Source organism: Streptomyces sp. NPDC028419, from assembly GCF_055565515.1.
The window spans coordinates 21,559-45,903 of sequence record NZ_JBVHUE010000052.1 but is presented as its reverse complement, the minus strand read 5'-3'; the positions used below and the strand labels follow the sequence as shown (position 1 = coordinate 45,903).

The following is a 24,345-nucleotide window of genomic DNA, read 5'->3' as shown; positions in this document are numbered from 1 at the left end:
TGTGCTCTTCCGACCCCCCGCGGAGCGGGACCCTAGGCGCTGCGCGCCTAGGAAGGGACAGCGCTCGCTGCGCTCGCTCGACTGGAGCGGCCACCTCGCTGCGCTCGGTGGTTGACCTGCTTCGCAGGTCAAGCCCGGCCAAAGGCCGGGGGGTCCTAGGCGCTGCGCGCCTAGGAAGGGAGAGCGCTCGCTGCGCTCGCTCAACCAGGGTGGTTACCTCGCTGCGCTCGGTGGTTGACCTGCTTCGCAGGTCAAGCCCGGCCGAAGGCCGGGGGGTCCTAGGCGCTGCGCGACTAGGAAGGGAAGAGTGCTCGCTGCGCTCACTCGACTGGAGGGGCCACCTCGCTGCGCTCGGTGGCCAGCTTCGAAGGCTGAGCAGCCGGGAAGGCCCGGGGGCCCAGGAGGTCTGTTGGGCTTGCCGAGTAGTGAGTTCCTGGTCCAAAGGGTCGGGGGATCTAGCAGCTCCGCGGCCAGGAGGAGACTCGTCTGTGCTGGACCTGCCTGGTGGGAGGACTTACTTCGTTGTGCTTGCTGGTTGACCTGCTTTGCAGGTCAGGTCCTAGGGCTGTTTGGGCCGCATAGTCAGGAGCTACTTCTCCTGAACCTCGGTTGCTTGGTCGGTTACGGGGGGTGGGTCCTTCACTTTGTGGTCTTGAGTCCCCGCTGCAGCTCAGAGCTTGGCTTCAAGGGTGATGGTCCTGTCCTGTCGGGAGTTGAGGAGGAGGGCCTTGCTCTTGGACTAGCGGCTGGCGGGTTGGTTGCTTCGCTCTAGTGGAGGTCCGTCGGGAGGTAGCTGGAAGGGGTTTCTGGAGGGTGGAAGGCGATGTTCTTCCAGGTCAGAGGGGTAAAAGAGGTTCTAGATTGAACTGTTGTTCTGGCGGGTGCTCGGTTCTGACAGAGGTAGGACGACTAGCTGACAGTTGGTTGATCGGACGTGCTCAGAAGTGGAGGGGAGAGCCTACGAGCCTGTGGTGCAGGGGAGTTAACGGCGTTAACTCTGGATGGACGGTTCTGATTCAAAAAGGGCTGTGGATAGAAATGGGAATCAGTCAGATTCAGGGCTGTTCTGGACAGGGTGTCCGGGAGGTGCCGAAGATCCACAACTTCTGACGTTCCGTCAGGAAGAACCGGGGAGAAGTGCCTTGTGGACGACATTGAGTGCGCGCAGCGAGCCGACCACCGGCCTATAGAGGGTACGGAGATGCGTAGCCGCAGGTCAGGCGGGGTGCGGGGGGAAAGATATGTCCCCTCAGGAGGGACATATCTAGGGCGTTGTGTCGCTGCTGGGGGGACAGAGCGGCTACAAAACGTCAGTGCGGCTGACGCTTTTTGGCCCAAAACGTCGAGCAGGCTGACATAATGCGGGAGATACGTCGGACGGACGTCGCGGGGAGGGGCGAGAATGCTCCGAGAGGCTCGGAGGGGGCTTCGGGCGGGGCGTGGCCGAGATGTGTCCCCCCTGGGGGGACGTAAGACACGCCGAACGTCAACGAGCGTGACACTAGTGTCACCCTTGTTGACATACTGCTTTCCGCAGATCAACGAAGTGGAGAGCATCCTCGTGTCATCAGAGCCACAGCGCCGTCGGCAGAGTCCGTCGCGCGCGCCGCGTCCTGATCTGCCCGTTGATGACGCGATCTCGGCGTGGAGTCAGCCGCTGGCGCCCGTCAAGGATCTGGACAGCTTGGCCAAGCGGTACCCGAGTCGGAAGCTGACTCTGGACGGCGAGCGCAAGCCCCTGGAGTTCTACGGGACCCAGAGCCAGCCAAACGCGTTTTCGATGGACAGCCTTGAGTTCTTCCTGGTGATCGCTCAGTACTTCCGGGAAGCACTGCCGTTGCGCCTGATCCTGCTGCTCATCGCGTGTCAGAGAGCGGGGGGGCGGATTCCGCTGACTCAGGAGGAGATGGCTACGATCCTTGATGTCAGTCGGACAAAGACGTCCGAGGCGCTCCACACGGTCATGTCTCATGGGATCGTCTTCAAGGTGAGGCGGGGTGTGTATCAGTTCAACCCGCCCTACAGTTACCGAGTAGCCGAGTTCATCCCGGGTACTGAGACGACGGGTGAGTTTGTGAAGGTGGAGCAGTCCAGCACCATCTCGCAGATTCGCAGTGACACGAGCTTGCCGGATCTGGTGCGGTTCCCGTCGCTGGACCACATGCGGCAAGCGATCGAGGAACTGCGGGCCGAACGGGCCAAAGAGCGCGCTGCGCGCCGGCTTAGCCGACGACAGCGCAAGGAAGAAGGGACAGCTCAGTGAGCACCTTGCGATTCGCTGCGGTCAACGCCGACGGGCTTCTCTCTGACCTGGACCTTCCGCCCGCGGCCTACCGGGTGCTGCTGAAGCTGCGTTCGCTGAGCGAGCCCGGCGGGCGGATCCTCATCGACCAGGCCTCGATCGCCGGCATGCTGGATCTGAGCCGGCCGAGCGTGAACGCGGCGCTGCGGAGCCTGGAGTTGGCGCGGCTGGTGCGGAAGGTCCGCAACGGCATCTACCAGATCAACCCGATGCTGGCCGGATACAACTCGTTCGAGGACGCGGTCGCGGCCGTGAACGAGATGCCGATGGACGAGCGGCTGGATGCGCGGGGGTACGTCGACAGCTACCACCGCGCGGTGGCGGAGTATCAGGACCAGCTCGCTGAGCAGCGGAAGAAGCGGGCCGCGCAGAACGCTGCGAAGAAGGCCGTCGAGGCGAAGCGGAGGCGGACCCTGCACGCCGTGGGCTAGGGCTCGTTGGAGATCGTCCGTTGATGGGGCGCCGTGGAGTGGCTGAAGCCGCTCGGTGGCGCCTCTCGGCGTTTGGGGGCGCGGGTGGGTACGGGAAGGTCGGATCGGGGGGAAAGGGGCTCAGCGGGGCGCTGAGGGGCCTTGACGGGCCATCTGGCGGGGGTGGGCCGGGGCGGGTTGTGGGGCCGCGGTGTGGAAGAGGGCCAGGGGGCGAGAGGTGGGCCGTACCTCGTGGCGGCTGGAGCGGAACGGCGGCGGCGTCGGCGGACGTCCGGATGCCGCACTGGGGCGTCGCCCCTTGTGATCGGGCGGGGCGACGAACCGGGCGAGTTCGGTCAGGACTGCTGCGGCAAAGTGGTTGATCAGTGGTTGTGTTCGGTCAGTTCGTGATTGCTTCTGGCGTGGGCAGTTCGTCTACGTACCGCTTCGCGAGGGCGAGCGGTACGTAGGTGTGGCTCTGCCGCACGGCCTTGACGGCGGCGATGTCCCCGTGGTCGCTGCGGACCTGCTGGATCTTCGTCTCGTCGACCTGGGCCCGGAATCCCTCGAAGGATCCGAAGTGGTCCCAGAAGGCCTTCTTGCGCTTCTTGGCGGAGCGGTCGAGGGCGACGCCCAGTGCCCCCGTGATGGCGAGGGCGACTATGGCAGCTACTTCGTTGTTCATGGTGTGTCCGTTCGGGTCGGGGTCAGAAGTTGAAGTCGATGTAGTCGATGTCGGTGAAGTCGACGAGGAGGCCGGGGGCGCGGGAGCCCTGGTCGCGGAAGTAGACGTCCTGGAGGCCCTGGGCGGTGATGTGGCGGAGCTCGGCTTCGGTGGCGCCGGCTTCCTGGGCCGCGAAGAGGCGGGCGGCGTACTCCGGGGGGAGGTGCTGGGTGATGCGGCGCATGCGGCCGTCGTCGGTGGTGCCGGGGGCCGCGGTGAAGCCGAAGCGGGCGCGGGTTTCCACGACGAGGCCGGTGGACTTCGCCGCCTTGGCGCGGGCGCGCTTGCGGACGAGGGGCTGCCAGCTCTTGCGGACTTCGGATTCGAGGCGGCGCGCGAGCTCGGGGCGGGGGGTCTTGATCTGGCCCTTGAGGTAGCGCTCGACGGTGCGGGGGGAGATGCCGAGGCGCTGTGCGACCGCCTTGACCGAGTTCTTCTCGGTCTTGAGGAGGAATTTCACGCGGGCCTGGGCGGACTTGGGGATCGGGCGGGTGAAATTGTGTTCGTCCGCCTGGGCCAGGCTGTCGTCGATGTTGCTGGACATGCTCGTCTACTCTCCGTCGGCCGCTGCGTCGTGGCCCTTGATGTGCCGGGCGGGGTTGTGGCCCTCGTCGAGGAGGCCGACGGCCCAGAGGAGGGGCTGGGTGCCCTCGTGCTTGACCATGCCGGGGCTGACGCCCAGGCGGAAGCCGCCGGGGAGGGGCTTGCCGTCCGGGGTGCGGGGGAGGAAGTCCAGTGGGCTCGGGCCGTCGGACAGGTACACGGCGCAGTCGGAGAGGACCGCGATGGGGTACAGGTCGGCGGTGGCGAGCTTGCGCATCTTGCGGTGCATGTTCACCCGGGCCGTGGAGATCACGGCAGCTCGGATGTCGGGGCGCCAGGTGGGGCGTTCTAGGGCGGGCCACGCTTCGCCCGGACGGTAGCCGGCGCCCTGGGGGCGCTCGCGGAGCTTGCCGATGCCGCCCTTGACGGTGGCCTTGATGGCGGAGAGGACGGCGGCCAGGGCCGGGTCGTGCTGCTTGTGGACGGCCATGGCTCGGAGGAACGCCTCGTCGGTGAGGTCGGCGGTGACGCCCAGGTCGGCCATCGTCGCCATGTAGGCGTCGCGCAGGCGGGTGTACCAGGCGTCGAGGTACGAGCCGCTGTCCGGCCGGAGCCAGGCCTCGGTGGGTGCGACGGCGTGGCCGAGCTCTTGCGCGTAGGCCAGGGTCGGGGTCGCGTACCAGGCGGGGCCGGTGGGGGGCTTGCCGTGGGGGGTGAAGGGGTTCGGCAGGCGGGGGTCGAGGGGGATCGACGAGAGGTCGGCGAGCCAGCAGCCGGGGACCTTCGGGTCGAAGCGGGGGGCCGGGGTGTGGACCGCCGGGCCGAGGCCGACGGTGAGGCGGTTCGCGGCCGCGGCGAAGGCCATGTTGACGTCGATGCCGACCGCGTGGGTGCGGGCGCACTCGGCGTCGGTGAGGAGTTCGGGGTCGCGGATCCAGTCGTACGCCTCTTCGTCGAGGACCTGGTCCGGGGTCCGCTGGTGGGCCCGGGGGTAGAGGGCGGCGACGACCGGGTGCTCGTCGGGGGCCTCCGGGGGAGCGGGGTCGAGGGGTCGGGTGAGGGAGCCCGGGACGGGGGCCGATTCCCAGACGTTGGTCTCGGGGTTGCGGGCGGCGCGGGTCGGCGGGCGCAGGGCCGTCATGAGTTCGAGGCCGGTGACGGCGGTGGAGCCGCGGGGGGTGAGGACGCGGGTGGCGTAGGTGGTGAGGAGCAGGGCGATCTCGGGCGCGGGGAGGTCGGCGGTGTCCTCGCCCCAGGCGCGCGGGTCGAGGGCTCCCCAGGGGAGTACGGCGAGCTGGACGCACTGGCGGCCGGTGGTGGGGGAGGCCGGGCGGTAGACGCGGGCCCAGGGGCCGAAGCCGCGGCGGGTCAGCTGCCACTTGGCCTTGGTGAGCCGGCGGACGACGGGGTGGTCGTCGGGGAGGCGGAGGCCGCGACGGTCCGCGAGGGTGAGGGGGAGGCCGAGGGCCTCGGTCGCCTCGGGGGTGAGGACGAGGAGGGGGTCGCCGTCCTTGCCGTTGCGGTGGAGGCGGGGGGAGCGGAGGTCGGCCTCCTCGCTGAGGGCCCAGGAGATGAGGGTGGGGAGGTCTGTGGCGGCCTTGGGGGGGAGGGGGAGGACCAGGCCGTTGGTGGTGTGGGCTTGGGCGTTGCCGTCCAGGACGGCCAGGGGGGTGTGGGGAGGGGTGGGGGCAGGGGTGGGGGATGCGGCTCGGGGGCGCGGGTCTGGGCGGTGGGTGCGGGGGGTGGGGGGAGCGGTTTGGGGGTGCGGCTGGGTGGGGGTGGTCGGCGGGGCGGTGTTAACGGCGTTAACGGTGGGGGGCGGGGTGGGGGGTGCCGATGGGGGGTTCTGCGTCGGTCCGGTGGCTGCGGTGGGGGTGGCAGCGGCGGTGTCGGTGTCGGTGTCGGGGGTGGGGGGCGTGGGGGTGTTAACGGCGTTAATGGGGTGGAGGGTGGCCAGGCCGTCCAGGAGGCGCGTGTAGGCGGCGCGCTTGGGGGGCCGGGGTTCGGTGCGGCCCGTTTCCCACGAGGTCACCGTTTCGCGGCGTACGGACAGGGCCTTGGCGATCTGGTCCTGGCTGAGGCCGGCGGCTTCGCGCAGGCGCTTGCGTTCGTCCGGATGCGGGAGCGCGTCCTGGGCGGCGGCTTCTTCGAGCAGGGCGTCGACCGCTGCGAAGAGGCTCTCTTGTTCGTCGGGCATGTACCTACCTCCGGGGGCAGCCTAGTCGAGTCGCACGTTTGAACGCACACGAAACGCACGTGGGGGCGTTAACGGCGTTAATGCCGTCAGCGCCCCCACCGTGGGTGCCGCCTGCGTCAGATGCGTGTCATGAGGAGTTCCGTGACGGCCTTGAGGTCGTCAGGGGTCAGATGAGCGGTGAGAGCATCCGCGATCGTCTCCGGGGATTCCGTGGTGATCGTGATGCGCGGAGTGGGAGGGGTGGGAGCGGGGGAGGGGGTGGCGGGTGCCGTGGGAGGGGGCGTGGAGTTAACGGCGTTAACGCCGTTAACGGGTGCCGGGGTCGGTCGGGTGCGCTGGCGCGGGGGGTTAACGGCGTTAATGGTCTCCTCCGCTGCCGCGGCCTGGGACTCCTGAGGGAGGCGGCCGATCCTGCGGGCCGGCTCCACCTTCAGCTCGCCCGTGTCGACCTTCTCTTGGAGGGTCGGAGTGAGGTTCAGGAGGGTGAGGCGCTGGGAGACCCAGGCGGGCGTCTTGCCGAGGCGCTTGGCGACCTGGGCCTGCGAGCCGTGTACGTCCACCAGCTCCTGGAGGGCGCGGGCTTGGTCCATGGGGGCCACGTCGACCCGGTGGACGTTGGCGATCAGGGCCGATTCGAGGATGTCCGCCGCGGAGGTGGAGAGGGCGTCGTTGACGTGGATGTGCATCGTCTTGAGGCCCGCGAGCTGTGCTGCGGCAAGACGCCGGTTGCCGTCGATGACGACGTACGGGGCCCGCCCCAGGCCGTCGGTCTGGCCCGGGTGGGCCTCCATGAAGGCCATGCGGGTGGCGACGGCGAGGGGCTGGAGCTGGCCCCGGGAGATGAGGGACTGGGCCAGCTCGTCGATCTCCGTGAGGTCCTCGCGGAGGTTGAACGGGTTGTGGGCGAGCGCCTCGATCGGTACCTCGGACGGCGGGACCACACCCGAAGTGGGTGCTCCGGTGGCTTCGGCGATGGCCGCGCGGCGGGAGCTGACGCCGACCGGCTGGGCACGGGCGAAGGAGGCCGAGACCCCGAGTTTGTCGGCCTTGCTCATGAGATCTCCCTGGCGAGTGCGCGGAAGGCGACCGCCTGGTCGCCCTTGGGCGCGTAGACGAACAGCGGCTGCTTCACGCGGACGGCCTCACGCTGTTCCTTGAGGTCCGGGACGATGGCGACGACACGCGGATCCTTTATGTCCATCCAGGCTTGGAGGGAGGAAGTCGCGATGTAGCCGCGGCGGCCGTCGTAGAGGTTGACGACGAGCCCGAGGTAGTCGATGTCGAGGCTGAGGTCGTCGCGGAGGTCGTTGATCTGGGAGGTGAGCAGATCGTAGGCGTCCGCGGAGGAGTCCTCGGCCTGTACGACGATCAGCGCACCGGAGGCGCCGGGCTGTTCGGCGTCGCGGCGGCGGCCGTAGTAGATGGCCGCGTCCATGCTGAGGCCGAGGCTCGGGGGGCAGTCGACGAGGATCACGTCGTAATCGGCCTCGACCGGGGCGAGGGCGCGTTCGAGGGCGGCCTCGCGGGCGCGGACGGTGGAGAGGCGGACGTCGAGGAGGAAGGCGTCCGTGCAGGCGGGGAGGACGTGCAACCGGTCGCCGAAGCGGTCGTCCGCGATGGGAACGATGAGGTCCGAGAGCGGGCCCTTGGCTTCGCTCGCCATGTGGCAGGTGAGGCTGTCGCCGCCGATGGGGAGCGGCTGCTGGCCGAGCTGCTTGGTGAGGTGGCCCTGCGGGTCGAAGTCGACGAGCAGGACGCGCATGCCGAGGCCCGGGAGGTCTTCCAGGTCGAGCGGGGTCGCGTGGGCCTCGGTCGGGTATCCCTCGCCGGGGTGTCCTGCGGCGGGGTGCGTCTCCTCGTCTGCCGCGAGGCGGGCCAGTTGGCGGGCGATGCGGACCGGGTGGAGGCTGTCCGGGTCCTCGGCGAGGGCTTCGGCGGTGCCCGCGGTGATCGCGGTCTTGCCGACCCCACCCTTCTGGTTGCACACGATGATGCGGCGGACCACGGAGGGGCGCTTGACCGTGGGGGCCGGGTTCATCTCGAGCCAGAGCTGGACGGATTGGGCGAGCCCCTGGATGAGGGAGACGCCGCGGTCCTTGGAGGAGGAGCGGAACGATTCCCACTGCCCGGCGGGCAGCCAGGTGGAGAACGATTCGGCGCCGGAGGTGTCGACGGGGGAGGGGGCGGAAGCGAGGGCGCTCCAGTGGGAGATGCCTTGGTGCACGGCGTCCTGGATGTCCACCCGCAGTTGTGCGGTGCGGATCTTCAACTCCTGGCGCAGCCACGGGGGCAGTTTGGAGACGACCTTCTCTCGGTCGTTCTGAGATGAGGGCGAAGTCATGAGAGGGACTTTACTAACGTTCAGAGGGTGATGTGGGCGCCACGCTTGAGTTTTGCTAACGGAGTGGATGTGGAGCGGGGTCGGGGCATGGCTGTGCCCCGGGAGGGCGGGGGTGGATCGCCGGTTGACCTGGGGCGACCCGGGACGCCTGCCCGGGGTGAAGGGGTGGTCGGTCAGGGAAGTGGACGCGACAAGGCGGTCTCGTACACGCCGTGGCGAGCACCCCCGTGGTTCACCACGGCGTGTACGAGACCGCCCTGGACGCGTCGTCAGCCGACCGGGACCGAGGGGGAGTCCGGGGCCGGGAGACCGAGGGCGGCCCGGCACTCGGGTGAACCCGCCGGGTCGAAGAGGGGGATGCGCGGGGCGGGCGTGATGCCCGGGAGGAGGAAGTTCCAGAGGTCGGTGACCCGGGTGTGCAGGTCTTCGCGCGTGGTGCGGACGTGGGAGGTGACCTGTACGCCGGTGAACGAGGCGATGAGATAGGTCGCGAGGTCCCGGGCGTCGAGGTGCGGGAGGACGTCGCCGCGGTCCTGGGCCGGCTTCAGGCAGCTGAAGGAGGTCTCGATCCAGGCGTTGTACGGGGCCGGGTCCGGGTCCGTGAACGAGCCGAACTCGACGACCAGGCGGATGGCGGCGCGGATCCGGACGTTGGTGCGCAGCGCGTGGGCCATCTGGTGGGACAGGTCGATGGCGGTCTGGAGACCGGGGTCGACGATGGCGGGGAGGCCCTCGGCGACCTGGAACTGCTCCTCCATCAGGGTGTGCGCCAGGGCTTCCTTGGACGGGAAGTGGAAGTACAGGGCGCCCTTGGTGACCCCTGCGTGCTTGACCACATCGCTGAGGCTGGTCGAGCCGAAACCGGAACGGTCGAAGGCGATGGCCGCGCCGTCCAGGATCGCCTGGCGGGTGATCTCAGCCCGTTCCTGCCTGGCCCTCGCCACGTGCGGTCTCCTCGATGGGGTGTGTCTGTGGTCTGTGCTGTCCTCTGGTGCCTGGTCAATCTAGTGGGGGAGGGGTTAAAAAAACCAGTCGACAAGTACTTTTTAGTGTGCGGGGTGGTGGCGGTGTTAACGCCGTTAAGTGGAGTGGTGTGGTCCGATTGTTAACGCCGTTAACGGGAGGGTGTGGTGGTGCCGTGGCGTTAACGGCGTTAACGGTCGAGCCGTCCTGTGGGGGTGCGGCTTTAGCGGGTGGTCCAGCCGCCGTCCACCGAGAGGGTGGCGCCCACGACGAAGGAGGAGCGGTCGCTGCAGAGCCAGGCCGCGGACTCCGCGATCTCCTGCGGGGCGGCGATGCGGGGGAGGGGGGCCGACTTGAGAAGGATTTCTTCCATGGCCGGGTTCTGCTTCAGCCAGGCGTCGATCATCTCGCTGCGGGTGGAGCCCGGGGCGATCGCGTTGACACGGATGCCCTGGGGGGCGTACTCGGCGGCGGCGGCCTTGGTCAGGCCCAGGACCGCGTGCTTCGAAGCGATGTAGGCGGCCGTCACGGGGGTGGCGACGAGGCCGGCCGTGCTGCTGTTGTTCACGATGGTGCCGCCCGTGCCGGCGGCGAGCATGGCGCGTATCTCCTGGCGCATGCAGTTCCAGACGCCGCGGACGTTGGTGTCCATGACGCTGTCGTAGACGTCCTCGTCGAGGAGGTGCAGGGGCTTGGGCTCGGCGCCGACGCCCGCGTTGTTGAACGCCGCGTCCAGGGAGCCGTGGGCGGACAGTGCGGCCGAGACCGCGCGGGCCACGTCCTCGACGCGGGTCACGTCACCGACGACGTATTGGGCCCGGTGACCGCTGCCGCGGAGTTCCTCGGTGAGTGCGGCGAGCTCGGGCTCGCGGCGTGCGATCAGGGTGACCGCCGCGCCCTCCCGGCAGAACACCCGGGCAGCGGCCGCGCCTATGCCTGCGCTGGCGCCGGTGATCAGCGCCGATTTTCCCGCCAGCAATAAGCTGTTACCGACTGTCACGGGCGAGACGGTAACACGATGTGATGGTGTCCGTAAGGGTTTTGAGGAGAGGTGGGCCGTGGGGGGAAACGGTGTTCTCGTCACCGGTGGGGCGGGGTTCGTCGGACGCCACGTCGTGGAGCGCCTGGTGCGCGGAGCCGGCGCCGACGTGCGGGTGTTGGTGCACCGGACGGCGGTGGAGGTGCCCGGGGTCGAGGTGGTGCGGGGGGATCTCGCCGGAGGCGGGCTGCGGGGATCGTGCGACGGCATCGGGACCGTACTGCACCTCGCCTCGCGGATCGGCGGGGACGAGGAGGAGTGCCGAGCGGTCAACGCGGAGGGGACGCGCGCGCTGCTGGCGGAGGCCGAGCGGGCCGGGGTGCGGCGGATCGTCCAGTTGGGGACGGCCGCGGTGTACCGGGACGGGGCGCATCGGGGGGAGGCGGAGGGGGTGTTGCCGGAGGGTCCCCGGTCGGTGACGAGCGTGACCCGGCTGGCGGGGGAGCGCATGGTCCTGGCCGCGGGCGGGACGGTGCTGCGTCCGCACCTCGTCTTCGGGCGGGGGGACCGGTGGATGGTGCCGGCGCTGGTGGGCCTCATGGCGCGGCTGCCGCACTGGGTGGACGACGGGCGGGCCCGGATCTCGATGATCGCCGTGGACGTACTGGCCGATGTGCTCGCCGAGTTCGCGGTGCGGGAGGACCTGGGGGCGGACCTGGGGGGAGCGGGGCGGGTGCTGCACGCGGCTCATCCCGTGCCGGTGACGGCCCGCGAACTGGTGGGCACGGTGGCACGGGAGCTGGGTCTTCCGCTGCCCCGTGGAGAGGTCGATCTCGACGGGGCGGTGTGCCTGCTGGGAGCGGCGGACGATCCGGTGGCGCGCAGGCACGTGTCGTTGCTGGCGGTGGACCACTGGTACGACACCCGGCGGCTCTGGGGGCAGGTGTCGGTGGCGTCCGGACCGCGTTTCGAGGAAGCCTTCGGGGCTTACGGGGACTGGTACCGGGGCGAGGTCAGAGGGCGGAACCGCTGACGAGGGAATCGGTGACGAGGGAACCGGCGAGGTGCTGGCTGCGGGCGCCGGCGCTGGTGCCGGTGACCGTGGAGCGGAAGATGGTCCGGCCCTCCTGGTGACCCGTGACGTCGATGATGGAGGGGGTCCGGGACGTGGCCTCGATCCAGCACGGGGTGTCCAGTTCGGCGTAGTGCCCGAACTCGGTGGACAACGCGGAGGGGACGAACTCGTCCCGGGGGCGCAGCCCGCAGGCAGCCTGGCGGGCGGCCTCGACGAGGACCATGCCCGGGTGGTGGTCGTTGGCGTGCTCGAAGAGGATCGGGTGGTCGAGGTCGGGGCTCAGCAGCCAGCGGCCCTCTTCCTCCGTGGGCGAGAGCACCACGTCGAAGGGGAGCAGCCGGCCGGCGGCCGCGGCGGGCATCGGGGTGCGTCGCTCCAGTGGTCGGGCCAGGCCGGTGCGGGCGCGGTCGCCGCGCAGGCGGCGGTAGGTCGCGGGGGCGACGCAGGTGAAGCGGGCGGTGCCGGTGGCGGCGAGGCGGCCCGAGCGGTGGATGTCGACCTGGAGGAAGCCGCTGAAGCGGCTGCCCTGCCAGCCGAAGTCCGTGCACGTGGCGACCATGACGAGGTCGCTGGGGCCGCGGCCGATGCGCAGCCGGTCGGGATCGGAGGCGAAGTCCAGGCTCCACAGCAGCACGTTGTGGCCGAGGGGGACTCCGTACACGGCGTGGCAGAGGTAGAGGCCGACCTGGCGGATCGTCTCACCGGCCTGGACGGGGTCGTGGCTGGTGCCGTCGGGGCTGGTGAAGAAGGTGTGGGCGCGGGGCCACTGGCCGGTCAGCGAGAAGGTGTCCGCGCCGATCAGGTCGCAGCCGGTGAGGAACACCTCGGCCAGCGAGGAGCGGTGGACGTACTCCCGGGGGACGGTGGTCGTCAGCTGGGGGGCGGGGGCCTCGTTGCAGCGGGTCCACGGTGCCCCCGTCGGCTCCAGTGGGTGGATCGGAGTGTTCTTCCGGATCGTCAGCATCGTCATGGACCTCTCCACAGAGCCGTGTCGACGGATGGGATGGGCAACGCACGCGAGACGCAAGATACGTACTCTCCGGTTTTGTTTGCAAGGTGCTAAAGGTGTCTGCATGTCGCACGTGTACCAATGTCAACATCGCGGACGAGGGGTTCGAGGCACTGTCGGGCGGGCCTCACCAGCGATGTTCCGGTCGGACGGGGTTGGCGGAGACGACCAGGTTCCGCGCCAAGTGAGAGCTGGTCTTCCGGTCATATGCCCCGGTCCGACGGGGTGTTGGCACGTACGCGTCCGTGAGGGGAATTCAAGCCACCGTCGAGTGTAGGTCGAGTCGCTCGGCTCTGCTGGCGCACGAGTGGGGCCGGTGCCAAACTTGAGCCCGCCGCTGGTGAGTTAGAAACCGGTTGAGCGGTTTGGAACACGGGGTGTGGAGCAGCCTGCGCACGCCGTCGCCAATGTGTCGTCAGCTCCTTGCCGATCCATCGCCGATCCATCGCCGACCAACTGGAGATCACCGAATGAACCGTCAGTGCCCCTACGCGCTCGACCCGTCCGGAGCCGACATCCACGGCGAGGCGGCCCTTCTGCACCAGCAGGGGACGGCCACGCCGGTGGTCCTGCCGGGCGGGGTGACCGGATGGGTGATCAGCGGGAGCGAGACCATACGCCGGCTGCTGGTCGACCCCCGGGTCTCCAAGGACGCCTACCGGCACTGGCCCGCCTGGGCCAACGGCGAGGTCGGCGAGGAATGGCCGCTGGCCATCTGGGTGTCCGTACAGAACATGATCACCGCCTACGGGTCGGAGCACACCCGGCTGCGCAAGCCCGTGGTGGCCACCTTCACCGCGCGCCGGGTCGCCCGGATGCTGCCGAGGATCGAGGAGGTCGCGGACGAGCTCCTCGACCGGATGGCCGCGCTGCCGCAGGGCGAGGTGGTGGACCTGCGCACCGCCTTCGCGCACGACCTGCCGACCCGCATCGTCTTCGAGCTGTTCGGGATCCCGCAGCCGTCGTGGGAGCCGCTGCACAGGATCATCAAGGGCTTCTTCGACACGACGATCACCGCGGAGGACGCCCAGGCCAACGGAGAGCTGCTCTACGTCACGATGACGGAGCTGCTCGCCCACAGGCGGGAGCACCCCGGCGACGACATGACCACGGCGCTGATCAACACCCGTGACGAGGGCGACGGCTCCCGGCTGAGCGAGAAGGAGCTGATCGACAACCTGATCCTGCTCTTCACGGCCGGATACGAGACGTCGGTGAACCTGATCTGTTCGGTGGTCTACGAACTGCTGCGCAACCCGGACCAGTTGGAGCTGCTGCGCGGCGGCAAGGCCTCGTGGGAGGACGCGGTCGAGGAGGCGCTGCGGCTGGAGCCGCCCGCGACCTACGCCCTGATGCGCTTCGCGGTCGAGGACATCGAGATGGAGGACGGGGTGGTGATACCCCAGGGCGCCCCCATCGTCGTCTCGTTCGCCTCGGCCGGACGGGATCCCGAGGTGCACGGCCCGGACGCGGATCGTTTCGACCTCACCCGGGCCACCCGCGGGGAGCACCTCTCCTTCGGGTTCGGCACGCACTACTGCCTGGGCGCCTCGCTGGCCCGGCTGGAGTGCGGGGTGGGACTGCGGAGGCTCTTCGAGCGCTTCCCGGACCTCTCGCTGGCCGTCCGGCCGGAGGAGCTGCGCAAGGTCGAGTCGTTCATCTCCAACGGGTTCAAGGAGCTTCCGGTGCTCCTCGGCGCCGCTCGCCAGTCGGTGGCCGCCGGATAGTGGTTCACAAGGCGACCGTCGGTGGTTGCCGAATCGTGGTCCACATCGTGGTCCAAAAGGGTGCTGTGCGCGCCGACTTGACATAGATGCGTCGGGCTCCTCCGTCGTCCGGGCGGGGGAGCCCGAGGGGGCCGCCGAGGGGGCTTTGGGGGGCTTCGGGCGGTTCGACCCGTTGGGGTGGAGGTGGGAGGCGGGGCGGGAGGGAGCGGGCGGGGCCCGACCGGGGGCGGGCGGGGAAGCGACGCCCGTAGGGGGTCGAGGGCCGGCTAGGGTCCGCTTGATAAAATACGGACCTTCTGGTTGGTTTTATCAGGGGTGGTGGATCCTGTTCGCGGGACCCAGCCTGAACCGACCCTGGACAACGGAGGCACCGTGGCACGACAGGAACGTGCGGTCCGTACGCGTCGCGCGATCTTGGAGGCGGCCGCTTCGGTCTTCGACGAGCGCGGTTACGACGCAGCCACCATCGCGGACATCCTCGCGCGCGCGGGCGTCACCAAGGGCGCCCTGTACTTCCACTTCTCCTCGAAGCAGGAGCTGGCGCAGGGTGTGCTCGACGAGCAGTTCGGCGAGGCCGGGGTGCCGTCCAGGGAGAGCAAGCTCCAGGAGCTCGTCGACGTGGCGATGCTGCTGGCCCACCGGATGAAGTTCGAACCGATGCTCAGCGCGGGGGCGCGGCTCTCGCTCGGCCCCGGGATGCGCGAGATCTTCGGCGGCGGATCGGTGCCGGGCTGGATCGAATTCACCCGTGAACTGCTGGTCCAGGCGAAGCAGCAGGGCGAACTGCTGCCGCACGTGGACCCCGCCGAGACGGCCTGGATCCTCTCGGCGTGCTGGACGGGTGCGCAGATCTATTCGCAGACCCTCAACGACCGCGAGGACATCGAGGACCGGGTGGCCTCCGTCTACCAGCACATCTACCCGAGCATCTCGACGCCGGCGATGCTCGGCCGGCTGGACATGGCGCCGGACCGCGGGCACCGGGTGGCCCTGGAGTTGGAGTCCCTGGCAGAGGGGGGCGCGGGGGCGGGGGCCGGTGCTGCCGGGGCGGGTGCGCGTGCTGGTGCGGGTGTCGGGCTCGCGGGGCGGCGGTAGGCAGGAGAGTCCCGGCGGCGGGCCCACGGGGCGGTGAGCGGTCGGCCCCGGTTGGGCCGGTGGTCGAGCGCCGTTCACCTGCAGGCTCCGGCGCGGCGCGAGCGCCGCTCCAGCGGGGGCGCCGACTGTGTCGGCTGAAGATCTTTTACTCCTCTGGGCAAACCGCGAGGGCGGTTTGTGGAGACTCCATGGTCAAGCAGGAACGTGCCGCCCGCACGCGTGAAACCCTGGTGCGCTGCGCCGCGGAGGTGTTCGCCGAGGAGGGGTTCGGCACCGCGTCGATCGCGATGATCAGCAAGCGGGCCGGAGTGAGCGCCGGAGGACTGCACTTCCACTTCGAGAGCAAGACGGCGCTGGCGCGAGCCGTGGAGGACCGTGCGGTGGAGGCGTTGCGGCGGATCACCTCCGGGCGGCCGGGCGGGGCGGCCGAACTGGCCGCGAACGCGTTGCAGGTGCTGGTGGATTCCACGCACGAGTTGATGGCCCTGCTCGCGGAGGACGTCGTGGTACGGGCCGGATTCGGACTGTGCGCGGACGTCTCGCGGGGCAGCGGAGTGGACCTGCGGCGCCAGTGGCAGGTGTGGGTGGACGAAGTGGTCCGGTCCGCGGCGCGCGGGGGTGCCCTGGCCGACGGGGTGCTGCCGCAGGACGCCGCGAACGCGGTGGTGGCCTCGATGGTGGGGCTGGAGGTGCTGGGCGCCGAGGAGCGGGACTGGGTCTCGCGGGAGACCCTGACCCGGTTCTGGATCCTGATGCTGCCGCGGCTCGCCGCGCAGGGGGTGCTGGGTGGGCTGGTGGCCGAGGGGACCGGGCGGTGGGTGGGGCGGGGTGCGGGGGCCTCCGGCGGTGGGGGTGGGACCGGGGATGGGGATGGGGGTGGGGGTGTTGAGGGGGGTGTTGATGGTGGGTCAGGTGCGGGTGTGGGTGCGGGTGTGGGTGTGGAGTCGGGTGGTGGCTCGGGTGTGGGGTTGGGTGCCGGCTCGGGGGCGTAGTGCCGAACGAGACCGTGCGGTCTGCTTTTTGAGCTCCGGAGGCCGATCTGTAGGCCCCGTTGAGGGGTGACCTAGGGGTGCCGAGTGTGTTCCGGCGTGTTGATCGACGTACAACTCCCCTGTTCAGAGTGGGTTCTTGAGTGTGGCTAGGGCGCGGCTGGGCTGCAAAACAGCGCAACCGGTTTGATATTGACAAACCGTCGGTCCTGTTTTCTACTGAGATCGCGACTCATCCAAGGACAGGGGAGTACGGCGTGGACATCGATGTACTGGGCGCACTGGCCGTGCGGGAGAACGGAATCTCCATCACGCCGACCGCCCCCAAGCCCCGGCAGGTCCTGGCGCTCCTTGCGCTCCATGCCGACCAGGTCGTGCCGGTGTCGGCACTGATCGAGGAGCTGTGGGCGGGCGAACCGCCGCGCAGCGCACGGACCACCCTGCAGACGTACGTTCTGCAGTTACGCGCACTGATCGCGACGGCGCTGGAGCAGGAACGGGACCCGGACGCGGACCCCGAGGGGGGTGCGCCCGCGGGTGCCGCCGCGGGGCGCACCGCGAAGGACGTCCTCGTCACGCTGCCCGGCGGCTACCTGCTCAACAGCAACGGCGGCACGAGCGACGTGCGGGAGTTCGACCGGCTGGCCGGGACCGGCTACCGCGCGATGGACGCCGGGGACTTCCCCGGTGCGGCGCGGCTGCTGCGCGAGGCCCTCGCCCTGTGGTCGGGGCCCGCCTTCGCCGACGTACAGGGCGGGGTCCAGCTCGACATGGAGACCCGGCGGCTGGAGGAGACCCGGCTGTGCGCGCTCGACCAGCGCATCGAGGCGGACCTGCGACTGGGACGGCACCGTGAACTGCTGGCCGAGCTGACGGTGCTGGCGAGCCGCTACCGCACGCACGAGAACCTGCACGGGCAGTTCATGCTCGCCCTGCACCGCTCCGGACGGCGCGGTGAGGCCCTGGACGTCTACCAGCGGCTGCGCGGCATGCTCGTGCGCGAGCTCGGGCTCGAACCGTCCGCCGCGCTGCGCCGGTTGCAGCGCTCGATCCTGATGGCCGGCCCCGAGAGCCTGGCGGAGGCGACGGACGCGGGCGGCGAGCGGCTCGTCCGCGTCTGATGCCGGGTGCGGGTGCGGGTGCGGGTGCGGCCCTGGCCGCGGACCGGCGCAGCGGTGGGCACGAGGGTGTGAAGGCGAGTGCCGCGGCTCGGCTGCGCGGGACGAGAGGGGACGGTGCGGTGCAGGAGAGGTCGGAGCGGACCCGCAGGCGGCTCGTCGGCGCCGGGGCCGAGTTGTTCCACCGCAATGGATACGCGAACGCGACCCTGGGTGACATCGCGGGCGCCGCCGGAGTGACCAAGGGGGCGCTGTACTTCCACTTCGCCTCCAAGGACGAGCTCGCGGAGGCGGTGCAGCAGCGGGGCTGCGCACTGCTGCACGCGTCGGTACGGTCGCTGCGCGAGGGCGGGGCCTCCCCGTTGCAGGCGCTGATCGACACCACGCACTGGATGGCGCGGATGCTGCACGAGGACCCGGCGATCCCGGCGAGTTTCCGGATCACCAAGGAGTGCGCGGGTCACCAGCCCCCGGTGATCGACTTCCAGCGGACGTGGCTCACCGTGGTGTGCACGCTGCTGCGACAGGCCCGGGACACGGGTGAGCTGTGTGCGGAGCGGCGCTGGGAGAACGCGGAGTCGCTGGTCGCGGCCGCCGCGTGCGGGATCGAGGGCATGTCCGGGACCGGCATGCCGTACGGGGAGTTACAGCGCAAGGTGGCGGAGCTGTGGGCGCTGCTCCTGCCCAGCGTGGTGGCTGCCGGGCGCGAAGGGGAGTACCGGACGCGGGCGGCGGCGCCGCTGTGGGCGGGGGCCGGGGTGGATCCCGAGCCTGAGGCGGGGGTGGGGGCGGGGGCGGATGTGCAGTCCGGGTCCGGGTCCGGGTCCGAGGGCGGGTTCGAGGACGTCGGGGCCGTTGGGGCCGGGGCCGGGGCTGGGGCTGGGGCTGGGGCTGGGTCCGGGTTCAATTCTTGAGGGCTTTGGTTCTGGATTCCGTCTCCGTTCCTTCTTCTCGCGCGCTGCTTTGTGTCAGCCGGTGAGTGCTCCAGTGGAATTCAGGCGGTGCGTGAGTTCGTCCACGCGGGCGCTCAGGCGGGATATCTCGCTGCCGAGGTCGAGTAGTGCCGCGGCCGTTCCCGAGGCGGGGCTCTCCGTGCGGTCCTCCAGGATTTCCGCGGCCCGGGCGCGCAGTGCGGGGCCCGGTTCCACGCCGAGTTCGGTGCGCAGCCGTCGGCGCGCCCGCTCGTAGACGCCCAGCGCCTCCGAGCGGCGGCCGCCGCGGCACAGGGCCACCATCAGGAGGTCGTAGAGGCGCTCCTGGGTCGGGTGGTCGGCGGTGAGGCGCTCCAGTTCCCGGGCCAGGAGCCGGTGGTCGGCGTGCGGCTCGGCCAGGCAGGCCTCGTACAGGGCTTCCTGGGTGGTCAGCCGTAGTTCCCCGAGGCGGTCCGCCTCCGCCGCGCAGAGCCGGCCGCCCGACGCGCCCTCCAGGGGTGCGCCGCGCCACCGGGCGAGCGAGCGACGGAGCAGGTCGGCGGCGCGTACCGGATCGGTGGGGAGGGCCGCGCGGCCCTCGGACGACAGCCGTTCGAAGGCCCCCGCGTCGGTTCCGCACGCGGTGCCGCGCAGCCGGTAGCCCGCCGGTCCGGTGGCGATGTGGTCGCGGCCGTCGACCGCGTGCAGGGAGCGGCGCAGCCGGCCGATGTGGGCCTGGAGTGCGCCGGCCGCGGCGGCGGGCGGGGCGTCGCCCCAGAGCTCGTCGATCAGCCGGTCCGCGGAGAGGACCCGGCCGCGGTGCACGGCGAGCGCGCCGAGCAGGGCGCGCTGTTTGGCTCCCGAGGGGGCGCTACGGGCGCCCGTACGCGGATCGAGTGCCTCGACCGGACCGAGGAGAAGGAATTCCATGACGGTGGCGATCCCCCTTCGTACGTCATTTCGTACGCCTTCGAGCGGAATCTAGCAGCTGTCGGAAGGGCGCCGGTCAAGCCCCATGGAGGTGGCCTCGAAAGGGACTTGAGAATGCGGTGACATCGCGTGGGGCCCGGCTATCTTTCGTGAGTCGAAGGCCGGGGACGGCCGAAAAGCGAGGTAGCTCGACGACGTGCGGAGGAGACCGTGAAGTTTCGGGTTCTGGGTCCGTTGAGTGCCGAGGTCAACGGGGGGTCGATCGTTCCGACAGCGCGCAAGCCGCGGCAGATCCTGACCCTCCTCGCGCTGTATCCGGGGAGGGTGATGCCGGTGCCCACCCTCATGGAGGAGATCTGGGGCACGGACCTGCCGCAGAGTGCGCTGACCACGCTGCAGACCTACATACTCCAGCTGCGCCGAAGACTGGGCACCGCGATGGGCCCGGGCGGGCCGGGCGCGGAGCCGGGCGGACTGGACGGCGCGGGCGGCGGTGCCAAGGACATTCTGGCCACGCGGCACGGGGGGTACCTGCTCCAGATACCGCCGGAGTGCTTGGACGTCTTCGAGTACGAGACCCTGGTCGCCGGCGGCCACGCCTCCTTCGAGGCCGGGGACGACGAGGGCGCGGCGGCGCAGCTGCGCAAGGCGTTGGCGCTGTGGCAGGGGCCGGCCCTGGTCGACGTACGGGTGGGACCGATCCTGGAGATCGAGGTGATGCGGCTGGAGGAGTCCCGGCTGGTCACCATGGAGCGGCGGATCGACGTCGACCTGCGGCTCGGGCGGCACGGGGAACTGCTCGCGGAGCTGGCGGAGATGATCGCCCGGCACCCGCAGCACGAGGGGTTGCACTCGCAGGCGATGGTGGCGCTGTACCGGTCGGGGCGGCAGGCGCGGGCGCTGGACGTCTACCGGCGGCTGCGGACCCGGCTGATCGAGGACCTGGGCGTGGAGCCCTCGCCGCAGTTGCAGCGGCTGCACCAGGCGATGCTGACGGTGGATCCGGCGCTGGACGTGGCGGCGGGGCCCAAGCGGGGGTCGACCTTTGATCTGTATGCCGCTTGATGGTGTGGGTGACGGCGCGCTTGATGGCGCGCTCGACGTTGCGGGTGATGGCGCGGGTGATGGTGCTCTAGCGCACTAGCATCCGGCCCATGGATGATGATCTTGTGGTGGGGCATGCGGGTGCCGGTCCGGGTGCGGGTGGTGCGTCGCTGAGGCCCTTCCGGCTCGATGTGCCGCAGCGGGAGCTGGACGACCTGGCGGAGCGGTTGGACCGGACCCGGTGGCCCTCCGAACTGGCCGGAGTGGGCTGGGACTACGGCGTTCCCGGTGACCATCTGCGGGAGCTGGCCGGGCACTGGCGCCAGGGCTACGACTGGCGGGCGGCCGAGGCGCGGCTGAACGAGTGGCCGCAGTTCACCACCGTCATCGACGGGGCCCAGGTGCACTTCGCCCACGTGCGCTCGCCCGAGCCGGACGCGACTGCGCTGCTGATGACCCACGGCTGGCCGGGCTCGATCGTCGAGTTCGAGCAGGTCGTCGGGCCGCTCACCGATCCGCGGGCGCACGGCGGGGATCCGCGCGACGCCTTCCACCTGGTGCTTCCGAGCATTCCCGGCTTCGGCCTCTCCGGGCCCACGACCGACACCGGGTGGGAGTTCAAGCGGGTCGCGCGGGCCTTCGCCGAACTGATGGAGCGGCTGGAGTACCCGGCGTACGGGGTGCAGGGCGGCGACTGGGGGGCCGCGATCTCCCGGGAGTTGGGCCGGATCCGGCCGGAGCGGGTCATCGGGGTCCACCTGAACCTGCTGCCCGGAGCGGGCGCCGTCGCCGCGCCGGGCGAGGCGGAACTCGCGGGGTTGAGCCCGGCCGAGCGGGAGCGGACGGTGGCCTCCTGGGAGCGCTACCGGGTGTGGGCGCGGGAGCGGCAGGGGTACGCGGACATCCAGGCGACCCGGCCGCAGACCCTGGCGTACGGGCTCAACGATTCGCCGGTGGGGCTCCTGGCCTGGATCGGCGAGAAGTTCGTGGAGTGGACCGATCCGCGGTGCCCGGTGGACCGGGACCAGGTGCTCACGAACGTGATGCTGTACTGGCTGACCGGCACGGCCGGGTCGGCGGCGCGCATCTACTACGAGCGGGCGCACGCGGCGTACTACGGCGGGCCCCCGGAGCCGTCGGCGACGCCGACGGCCCTCGCCGACTTCCCGCGGGACAACTTCATCCCGCTGCGGCACGTCGCGGCACGGACGGACAACGTCGTGCGGTGGACCTCTTACGACCGGGGCGGGCACTTCGCGGCGATGGAGGTGCCGGAGCTGTTGGTGGGGGACGTGCGCGCGTTCTTCCGGGAGCGGGCGCTGGAGCGGGAGCGTGGGTGTGGGCGGGGGCCGGCGGGGGAGCCGGGGCGGGAGGGGCTGGAGGAGTGACTGCCGGGTGATGGTCGTCGGGTGATGGCCGCGCCGTCCGGGTAGGGATGTGCGGGAAACCATGCCGAACGCCTGCGCGAAGAGAGAACGCCCTCATAACATAAAGGGCGTTCTCTTTTTTTCTGTGGGGCAGTCGGCCGGGGGTGGCGTGATGATCGTGATCAGCGGGGGAACCGGGTTCGTGGGCTCGGCGGTGGTGCGAAGACTGCTCGACGAGGGGGTGCCGGTGCGCGTCCTCTCGCGGGAGCGTCGGGTCTCGGGCGGGCGGGCGGGCGCCGGCGGGGTGTGCGGGGACCTGGGTGATCCCGATTCCTTGCGCGGGCTGTGCGACGGGGCCTCGGTCCTGCTCTCGCTCGCCTCGTACGTCGGCGGGGACGAGCGGCGCTGCGACGACGTGAACGTCCGCGGTACGTCGGCCCTGATGGCGGAGGCGCGCCGGGCCGGAGTGCCGCGGATCGTGCACCTGTCGACCTGTGCGGTGTACGGGCCCGGGCCGCACCGAGGGCCGGGGGAGGGCGAGTTGGACCCCGCGCCGGTGTCGGCCGCCAGTCGCAGCCGGCTCGCGGGGGAGGCCCCGGTGCTGGCCGCGGGCGGCACGGTGCTGCGGGCTCCGCTGGTGACCGGGTACGGGGACCGGTGGGCCGTGCCGGCGCTGGTGGACGCCTTCCGGCGGGTGCCGGCCGGCTGGGCCGGGGGGAACGGGCTCGCCTCCTTCATAGATGTCATGGACCTGGCACGTTTGGTCGCGGCCCTCGCCGTGACCCCGCGGGCGCTGCCGGGCGGGGTGCTGCACGCGGGGCACCCGGAGCCGGTGCGCAACGGGGCGCTGATGGGGGCCCTGGCGGAGTACGGGGTGCTGCCGCACGCGCCGGGAGCGGGCGGCTCGCTGGGGTGGGACGCCTGCCTGGCGGGGCTGCGGGCGCGGCCCGGGTGGGTGAGCGAGCGCCAGTTCTCGCTGCTGGCCGGGGACATGTGGTACCGCAGCGACACGGCCTGGGCGCTGGGCGGGGTCGACCCGGGGCCCGGGCCGCTGCGGAGGCTGGGGGTGGCGGCCGCGTGGTACCGGGCGCGGGGCGGGGCGGTGCCGGAGGCGGAGGTGGGGGCGGGGGTGTCTGGGGTGGCTGGGGTGGATATGGCTGCTGGTGCTGGTGCTGGTGCTGGTGCTGGTGCTGGTGTGGGTGTGGGTGTGGGTGTGGGTGTGGGTGCCGGTGGTGTGGGTTGGGGGGCAGGTTCTGGGGTGTTGGCCGGGCTGGTGCCCGGGCAGCGGGGTGGGCGGCGGGCCGTGCCGGCGGGGGCGGAGGTGGGTGCGCGCCGGTGAGGTGGCCCCGTGGGTGGTCCGGTGGGTGGTCCGGTGACTGTCCAATACGTGGAATCCCGGGTGGGGGCGGGCGCGTGGTGTGCATGATCGCCCGATGCTCGACGAACAGAGAACCCTTCCGGTCCAGGTGGGCGACGAACGCGCCACGCTCACCAGCACGCTCCAGTTCCAGCGCGACACCCTGATGATGAAGTGCACGGGCCTGACGGCCGAACAGCTGCGCAGCAAACCGATCCCGACCACCGGGCTCACCCTGCTCGGACTGGTCCGCCACCTGGCCGAGGTCGAGCGGGGCTGGTTCCGCAACGTCATCAACGGCGAGGACGTGCGCGGGTACTGGCCGCGCGACGCCGCCGGACGGTGGACCGAGTGGGAGGTCGAGGACGCCGACCCGCAGGAGGCCTTCGAGAAGTGGGAGTGGACCTGCGGGCTGTCCCGGGCGATCGTCGACGGGGCCGAGTCCCTGGACGTCACCGGCCGGTACGTGGACGAGGAGCGCAAGATCGACGAGATCTACTCCCTGCACTACGTCCTGACCCACATGATCGAGGAGTACGCCCGCCACAACGGCCATGCCGATCTGCTGCGCGAGGCGATCGACGGCGTGACGGGGGAGTGAACGGCGGCCCCGGGGGACGTCAGACCGCGCCGCCGTTCGCGGTGGCGACGCGGCGGTCCACCGCGTCCAGGGCCGCGGCCCACGGGAAGTGGGCGGGGGCGTCCGGGCCCGCCGGGCCGGGTACGAAGCCGCCCTCCCCGTAGAGGAAGTCGACGCCCGCCCCCCGCAGGACGGCCACGCTCTGGTCGAACTGCGGGTGGGCGGCCAGGGCGGCGTTCGCGCACGGCATCGCCACGACGGGCGTGCCCTTGCCGATGGCCTCCGCGGCCGAACCGATCACGAAGCGGTCGGTGAGGCCGAGGGCCCAGGCGTTCACCGAGTTGAAGGTGGCGGGGGCGAAGAGCAGGGCGTCCGCGGCGGGCCACACGTCCGGCTCGCCGGGCAGCTTGTACTGCCAGCGCACGGCGTGCCCGGTCAGCGCCGCCAGTCCGTCGAGGCTCCCGGCCACCCAGTGCGCCGCGGTGGGGGTCAGACCGAGGCACACGTCCCAGCCACGGGCCTGTGCGTCCTCGATGACGTGGGCCACGTCGAAGACGGGCGGGGCGGCGGAGCAGAGCAGGTAAAGGGTCCTCTTCATATGATCATGGGATCACATCTCCGTGGCGGCGGGGCACCGGTGTGCCGTGGATACGTCGGGTCGGGGCCTGTGGCCCTTCTTCCGTG

Annotated in this window: 22 protein-coding genes; 12 read left to right on the top strand and 10 right to left on the bottom strand. The window is 70.7% G+C overall.

Features of this window, described 5'->3' with window-relative positions; all coding sequences use genetic code 11:
• Window positions 1-1,546: 1,546 nt before the first annotated feature.
• Together ACZ4UB_RS36870 and ACZ4UB_RS36865 are read left to right on the top strand one after the other, a co-directional pair.
• Window positions 1,547-2,263 carry a hypothetical protein gene (locus tag ACZ4UB_RS36870; protein ID WP_385786184.1) on the top strand — a complete coding sequence of 239 codons (717 nt, stop codon included), beginning with the start codon at window positions 1,547-1,549 and terminating at the stop codon, window positions 2,261-2,263.
• Complete coding sequence (locus tag ACZ4UB_RS36865) at window positions 2,260-2,733, top strand: MarR family transcriptional regulator (protein WP_385786186.1); 474 nt, start codon at window positions 2,260-2,262, stop codon at window positions 2,731-2,733. Before ACZ4UB_RS36870 ends, ACZ4UB_RS36865 begins: the two co-directional genes overlap by 4 nt.
• A 379-nt stretch (window positions 2,734-3,112) precedes the next feature.
• On the opposite strand, the gene ACZ4UB_RS36860 is transcribed toward ACZ4UB_RS36865, so the two are convergent.
• The 7 genes from ACZ4UB_RS36860 to ACZ4UB_RS36830 all read right to left on the bottom strand — a co-directional run bounded on the left by ACZ4UB_RS36860 (window position 3,113) and on the right by ACZ4UB_RS36830 (window position 10,480).
• Window positions 3,113-3,397: a hypothetical protein gene (locus ACZ4UB_RS36860; RefSeq protein ID WP_468077231.1), complete on the bottom strand. Its 285-nt coding sequence runs from the start codon at window positions 3,395-3,397 to the stop codon at window positions 3,113-3,115.
• 22 nt (window positions 3,398-3,419) lie between these two features.
• Window positions 3,420-3,980: a telomere-protecting terminal protein Tpg gene (gene tpg, locus ACZ4UB_RS36855; RefSeq protein ID WP_468077229.1), complete on the bottom strand. Its 561-nt coding sequence runs from the start codon at window positions 3,978-3,980 to the stop codon at window positions 3,420-3,422.
• Between the two features lie 6 nt (window positions 3,981-3,986).
• Complete coding sequence (tap, locus tag ACZ4UB_RS36850; protein ID WP_468077227.1) at window positions 3,987-6,176, bottom strand: telomere-associated protein Tap; 2,190 nt, start codon at window positions 6,174-6,176, stop codon at window positions 3,987-3,989.
• Between the two features lie 116 nt (window positions 6,177-6,292).
• Complete coding sequence (locus ACZ4UB_RS36845) at window positions 6,293-7,231, bottom strand: ParB/RepB/Spo0J family partition protein (RefSeq protein WP_468077225.1); 939 nt, start codon at window positions 7,229-7,231, stop codon at window positions 6,293-6,295.
• Window positions 7,228-8,517: a ParA family protein gene (locus ACZ4UB_RS36840; protein WP_468077223.1), complete on the bottom strand. Its 1,290-nt coding sequence runs from the start codon at window positions 8,515-8,517 to the stop codon at window positions 7,228-7,230. Before ACZ4UB_RS36840 ends, ACZ4UB_RS36845 begins: the two co-directional genes overlap by 4 nt.
• A gap of 269 nt (window positions 8,518-8,786) precedes the next feature.
• Window positions 8,787-9,461 (bottom strand): ScbR family autoregulator-binding transcription factor, encoded by a 675-nt coding sequence (locus ACZ4UB_RS36835; RefSeq protein ID WP_468077221.1) that lies wholly within the window; start codon window positions 9,459-9,461, stop codon window positions 8,787-8,789.
• 242 nt (window positions 9,462-9,703) lie between these two features.
• Window positions 9,704-10,480, bottom strand: coding sequence for an SDR family NAD(P)-dependent oxidoreductase (locus ACZ4UB_RS36830; RefSeq protein ID WP_468077219.1), 777 nt, complete (start codon window positions 10,478-10,480; stop codon window positions 9,704-9,706).
• Between the two features lie 58 nt (window positions 10,481-10,538).
• Here ACZ4UB_RS36830 and ACZ4UB_RS36825 point away from each other — a divergent pair, with 58 nt between their 5' ends.
• On the top strand, window positions 10,539-11,492 hold the full coding sequence (locus tag ACZ4UB_RS36825) for an NAD-dependent epimerase/dehydratase family protein (protein ID WP_468077217.1): 954 nt from the start codon (window positions 10,539-10,541) through the stop codon (window positions 11,490-11,492).
• Here the strand turns inward: ACZ4UB_RS36825 and ACZ4UB_RS36820 are convergent.
• Window positions 11,473-12,504, bottom strand: a complete 1,032-nt coding sequence (locus tag ACZ4UB_RS36820) for a ScbA/BarX family gamma-butyrolactone biosynthesis protein (protein ID WP_468077215.1) — start codon at window positions 12,502-12,504, stop codon at window positions 11,473-11,475. The genes ACZ4UB_RS36825 and ACZ4UB_RS36820 overlap by 20 nt on opposite strands.
• A gap of 509 nt (window positions 12,505-13,013) precedes the next feature.
• On the opposite strand from ACZ4UB_RS36820, the gene ACZ4UB_RS36815 reads away from it, so the two are divergent.
• From ACZ4UB_RS36815 to ACZ4UB_RS36795, 5 genes are all read left to right on the top strand, one after another.
• The gene (locus ACZ4UB_RS36815; protein WP_468077213.1) at window positions 13,014-14,270 is read left to right on the top strand and encodes a cytochrome P450 family protein; all 1,257 of its coding nucleotides are present in this window, start codon (window positions 13,014-13,016) and stop codon (window positions 14,268-14,270) included.
• 372 nt (window positions 14,271-14,642) lie between these two features.
• Entirely contained in the window at window positions 14,643-15,365 is a 723-nt protein-coding gene (locus ACZ4UB_RS36810) for a ScbR family autoregulator-binding transcription factor (RefSeq protein WP_468077211.1), read from the top strand.
• 188 nt (window positions 15,366-15,553) lie between these two features.
• Window positions 15,554-16,357, top strand: coding sequence for a ScbR family autoregulator-binding transcription factor (locus tag ACZ4UB_RS36805; protein WP_468077209.1), 804 nt, complete (start codon window positions 15,554-15,556; stop codon window positions 16,355-16,357).
• Between the two features lie 254 nt (window positions 16,358-16,611).
• Complete coding sequence (locus ACZ4UB_RS36800) at window positions 16,612-17,475, top strand: AfsR/SARP family transcriptional regulator (protein WP_468077207.1); 864 nt, start codon at window positions 16,612-16,614, stop codon at window positions 17,473-17,475.
• Window positions 17,476-17,594: 119 nt separating this feature from the next.
• Window positions 17,595-18,386 carry a ScbR family autoregulator-binding transcription factor gene (locus tag ACZ4UB_RS36795; protein WP_468077205.1) on the top strand — a complete coding sequence of 264 codons (792 nt, stop codon included), beginning with the start codon at window positions 17,595-17,597 and terminating at the stop codon, window positions 18,384-18,386.
• 54 nt (window positions 18,387-18,440) lie between these two features.
• Here ACZ4UB_RS36795 and ACZ4UB_RS36790 read toward each other — a convergent pair whose 3' ends face one another.
• Window positions 18,441-19,313, bottom strand: a complete 873-nt coding sequence (locus tag ACZ4UB_RS36790) for an AfsR/SARP family transcriptional regulator (protein ID WP_468077203.1) — start codon at window positions 19,311-19,313, stop codon at window positions 18,441-18,443.
• 210 nt (window positions 19,314-19,523) lie between these two features.
• Here ACZ4UB_RS36790 and ACZ4UB_RS36785 point away from each other — a divergent pair, with 210 nt between their 5' ends.
• The 4 genes from ACZ4UB_RS36785 to ACZ4UB_RS36770 all read left to right on the top strand — a co-directional run bounded on the left by ACZ4UB_RS36785 (window position 19,524) and on the right by ACZ4UB_RS36770 (window position 23,682).
• Window positions 19,524-20,378 (top strand): AfsR/SARP family transcriptional regulator, encoded by an 855-nt coding sequence (locus ACZ4UB_RS36785; RefSeq protein WP_385786235.1) that lies wholly within the window; start codon window positions 19,524-19,526, stop codon window positions 20,376-20,378.
• An 89-nt stretch (window positions 20,379-20,467) separates the two neighbouring features.
• On the top strand, window positions 20,468-21,745 hold the full coding sequence (locus ACZ4UB_RS36780; protein WP_468077201.1) for an epoxide hydrolase family protein: 1,278 nt from the start codon (window positions 20,468-20,470) through the stop codon (window positions 21,743-21,745).
• Window positions 21,746-21,896: 151 nt separating this feature from the next.
• Window positions 21,897-23,063, top strand: coding sequence for an NAD-dependent epimerase/dehydratase family protein (locus tag ACZ4UB_RS36775; protein ID WP_468077199.1), 1,167 nt, complete (start codon window positions 21,897-21,899; stop codon window positions 23,061-23,063).
• A gap of 94 nt (window positions 23,064-23,157) precedes the next feature.
• On the top strand, window positions 23,158-23,682 hold the full coding sequence (locus ACZ4UB_RS36770; protein ID WP_468077197.1) for a DinB family protein: 525 nt from the start codon (window positions 23,158-23,160) through the stop codon (window positions 23,680-23,682).
• A gap of 19 nt (window positions 23,683-23,701) precedes the next feature.
• Here ACZ4UB_RS36770 and ACZ4UB_RS36765 read toward each other — a convergent pair whose 3' ends face one another.
• Entirely contained in the window at window positions 23,702-24,259 is a 558-nt protein-coding gene (locus ACZ4UB_RS36765) for a flavoprotein (RefSeq protein ID WP_467963360.1), read from the bottom strand.
• Window positions 24,260-24,345 lie beyond the last annotated feature (86 nt).

Excerpts from the sequence above, each read along its gene's own strand:
- ACZ4UB_RS36775 (WP_468077199.1), top strand. The coding sequence starts at position 21,897 with ATGATCGTGATCAGCGGGGGAACCGGGTTCGTGGGCTCGGCGGTGGTG.
- ACZ4UB_RS36840 (WP_468077223.1), bottom strand. The coding sequence starts at position 8,517 with ATGACTTCGCCCTCATCTCAGAACGACCGAGAGAAGGTCGTCTCCAAA.
- ACZ4UB_RS36820 (WP_468077215.1), bottom strand. The coding sequence starts at position 12,504 with ATGACGATGCTGACGATCCGGAAGAACACTCCGATCCACCCACTGGAG.
- ACZ4UB_RS36845 (WP_468077225.1), bottom strand. The coding sequence starts at position 7,231 with ATGAGCAAGGCCGACAAACTCGGGGTCTCGGCCTCCTTCGCCCGTGCC.
- ACZ4UB_RS36790 (WP_468077203.1), bottom strand. The coding sequence starts at position 19,313 with ATGGAATTCCTTCTCCTCGGTCCGGTCGAGGCACTCGATCCGCGTACG.
- ACZ4UB_RS36815 (WP_468077213.1), top strand. The coding sequence starts at position 13,014 with ATGAACCGTCAGTGCCCCTACGCGCTCGACCCGTCCGGAGCCGACATC.
- ACZ4UB_RS36860 (WP_468077231.1), bottom strand. The coding sequence starts at position 3,397 with ATGAACAACGAAGTAGCTGCCATAGTCGCCCTCGCCATCACGGGGGCA.
- tap (WP_468077227.1), bottom strand. The coding sequence starts at position 6,176 with ATGCCCGACGAACAAGAGAGCCTCTTCGCAGCGGTCGACGCCCTGCTC.
- ACZ4UB_RS36805 (WP_468077209.1), top strand. The coding sequence starts at position 15,554 with ATGGTCAAGCAGGAACGTGCCGCCCGCACGCGTGAAACCCTGGTGCGC.
- tpg (WP_468077229.1), bottom strand. The coding sequence starts at position 3,980 with ATGTCCAGCAACATCGACGACAGCCTGGCCCAGGCGGACGAACACAAT.
- ACZ4UB_RS36770 (WP_468077197.1), top strand. The coding sequence starts at position 23,158 with ATGCTCGACGAACAGAGAACCCTTCCGGTCCAGGTGGGCGACGAACGC.
- ACZ4UB_RS36765 (WP_467963360.1), bottom strand. The coding sequence starts at position 24,259 with ATGAAGAGGACCCTTTACCTGCTCTGCTCCGCCGCCCCGCCCGTCTTC.
- ACZ4UB_RS36780 (WP_468077201.1), top strand. The coding sequence starts at position 20,468 with ATGGATGATGATCTTGTGGTGGGGCATGCGGGTGCCGGTCCGGGTGCG.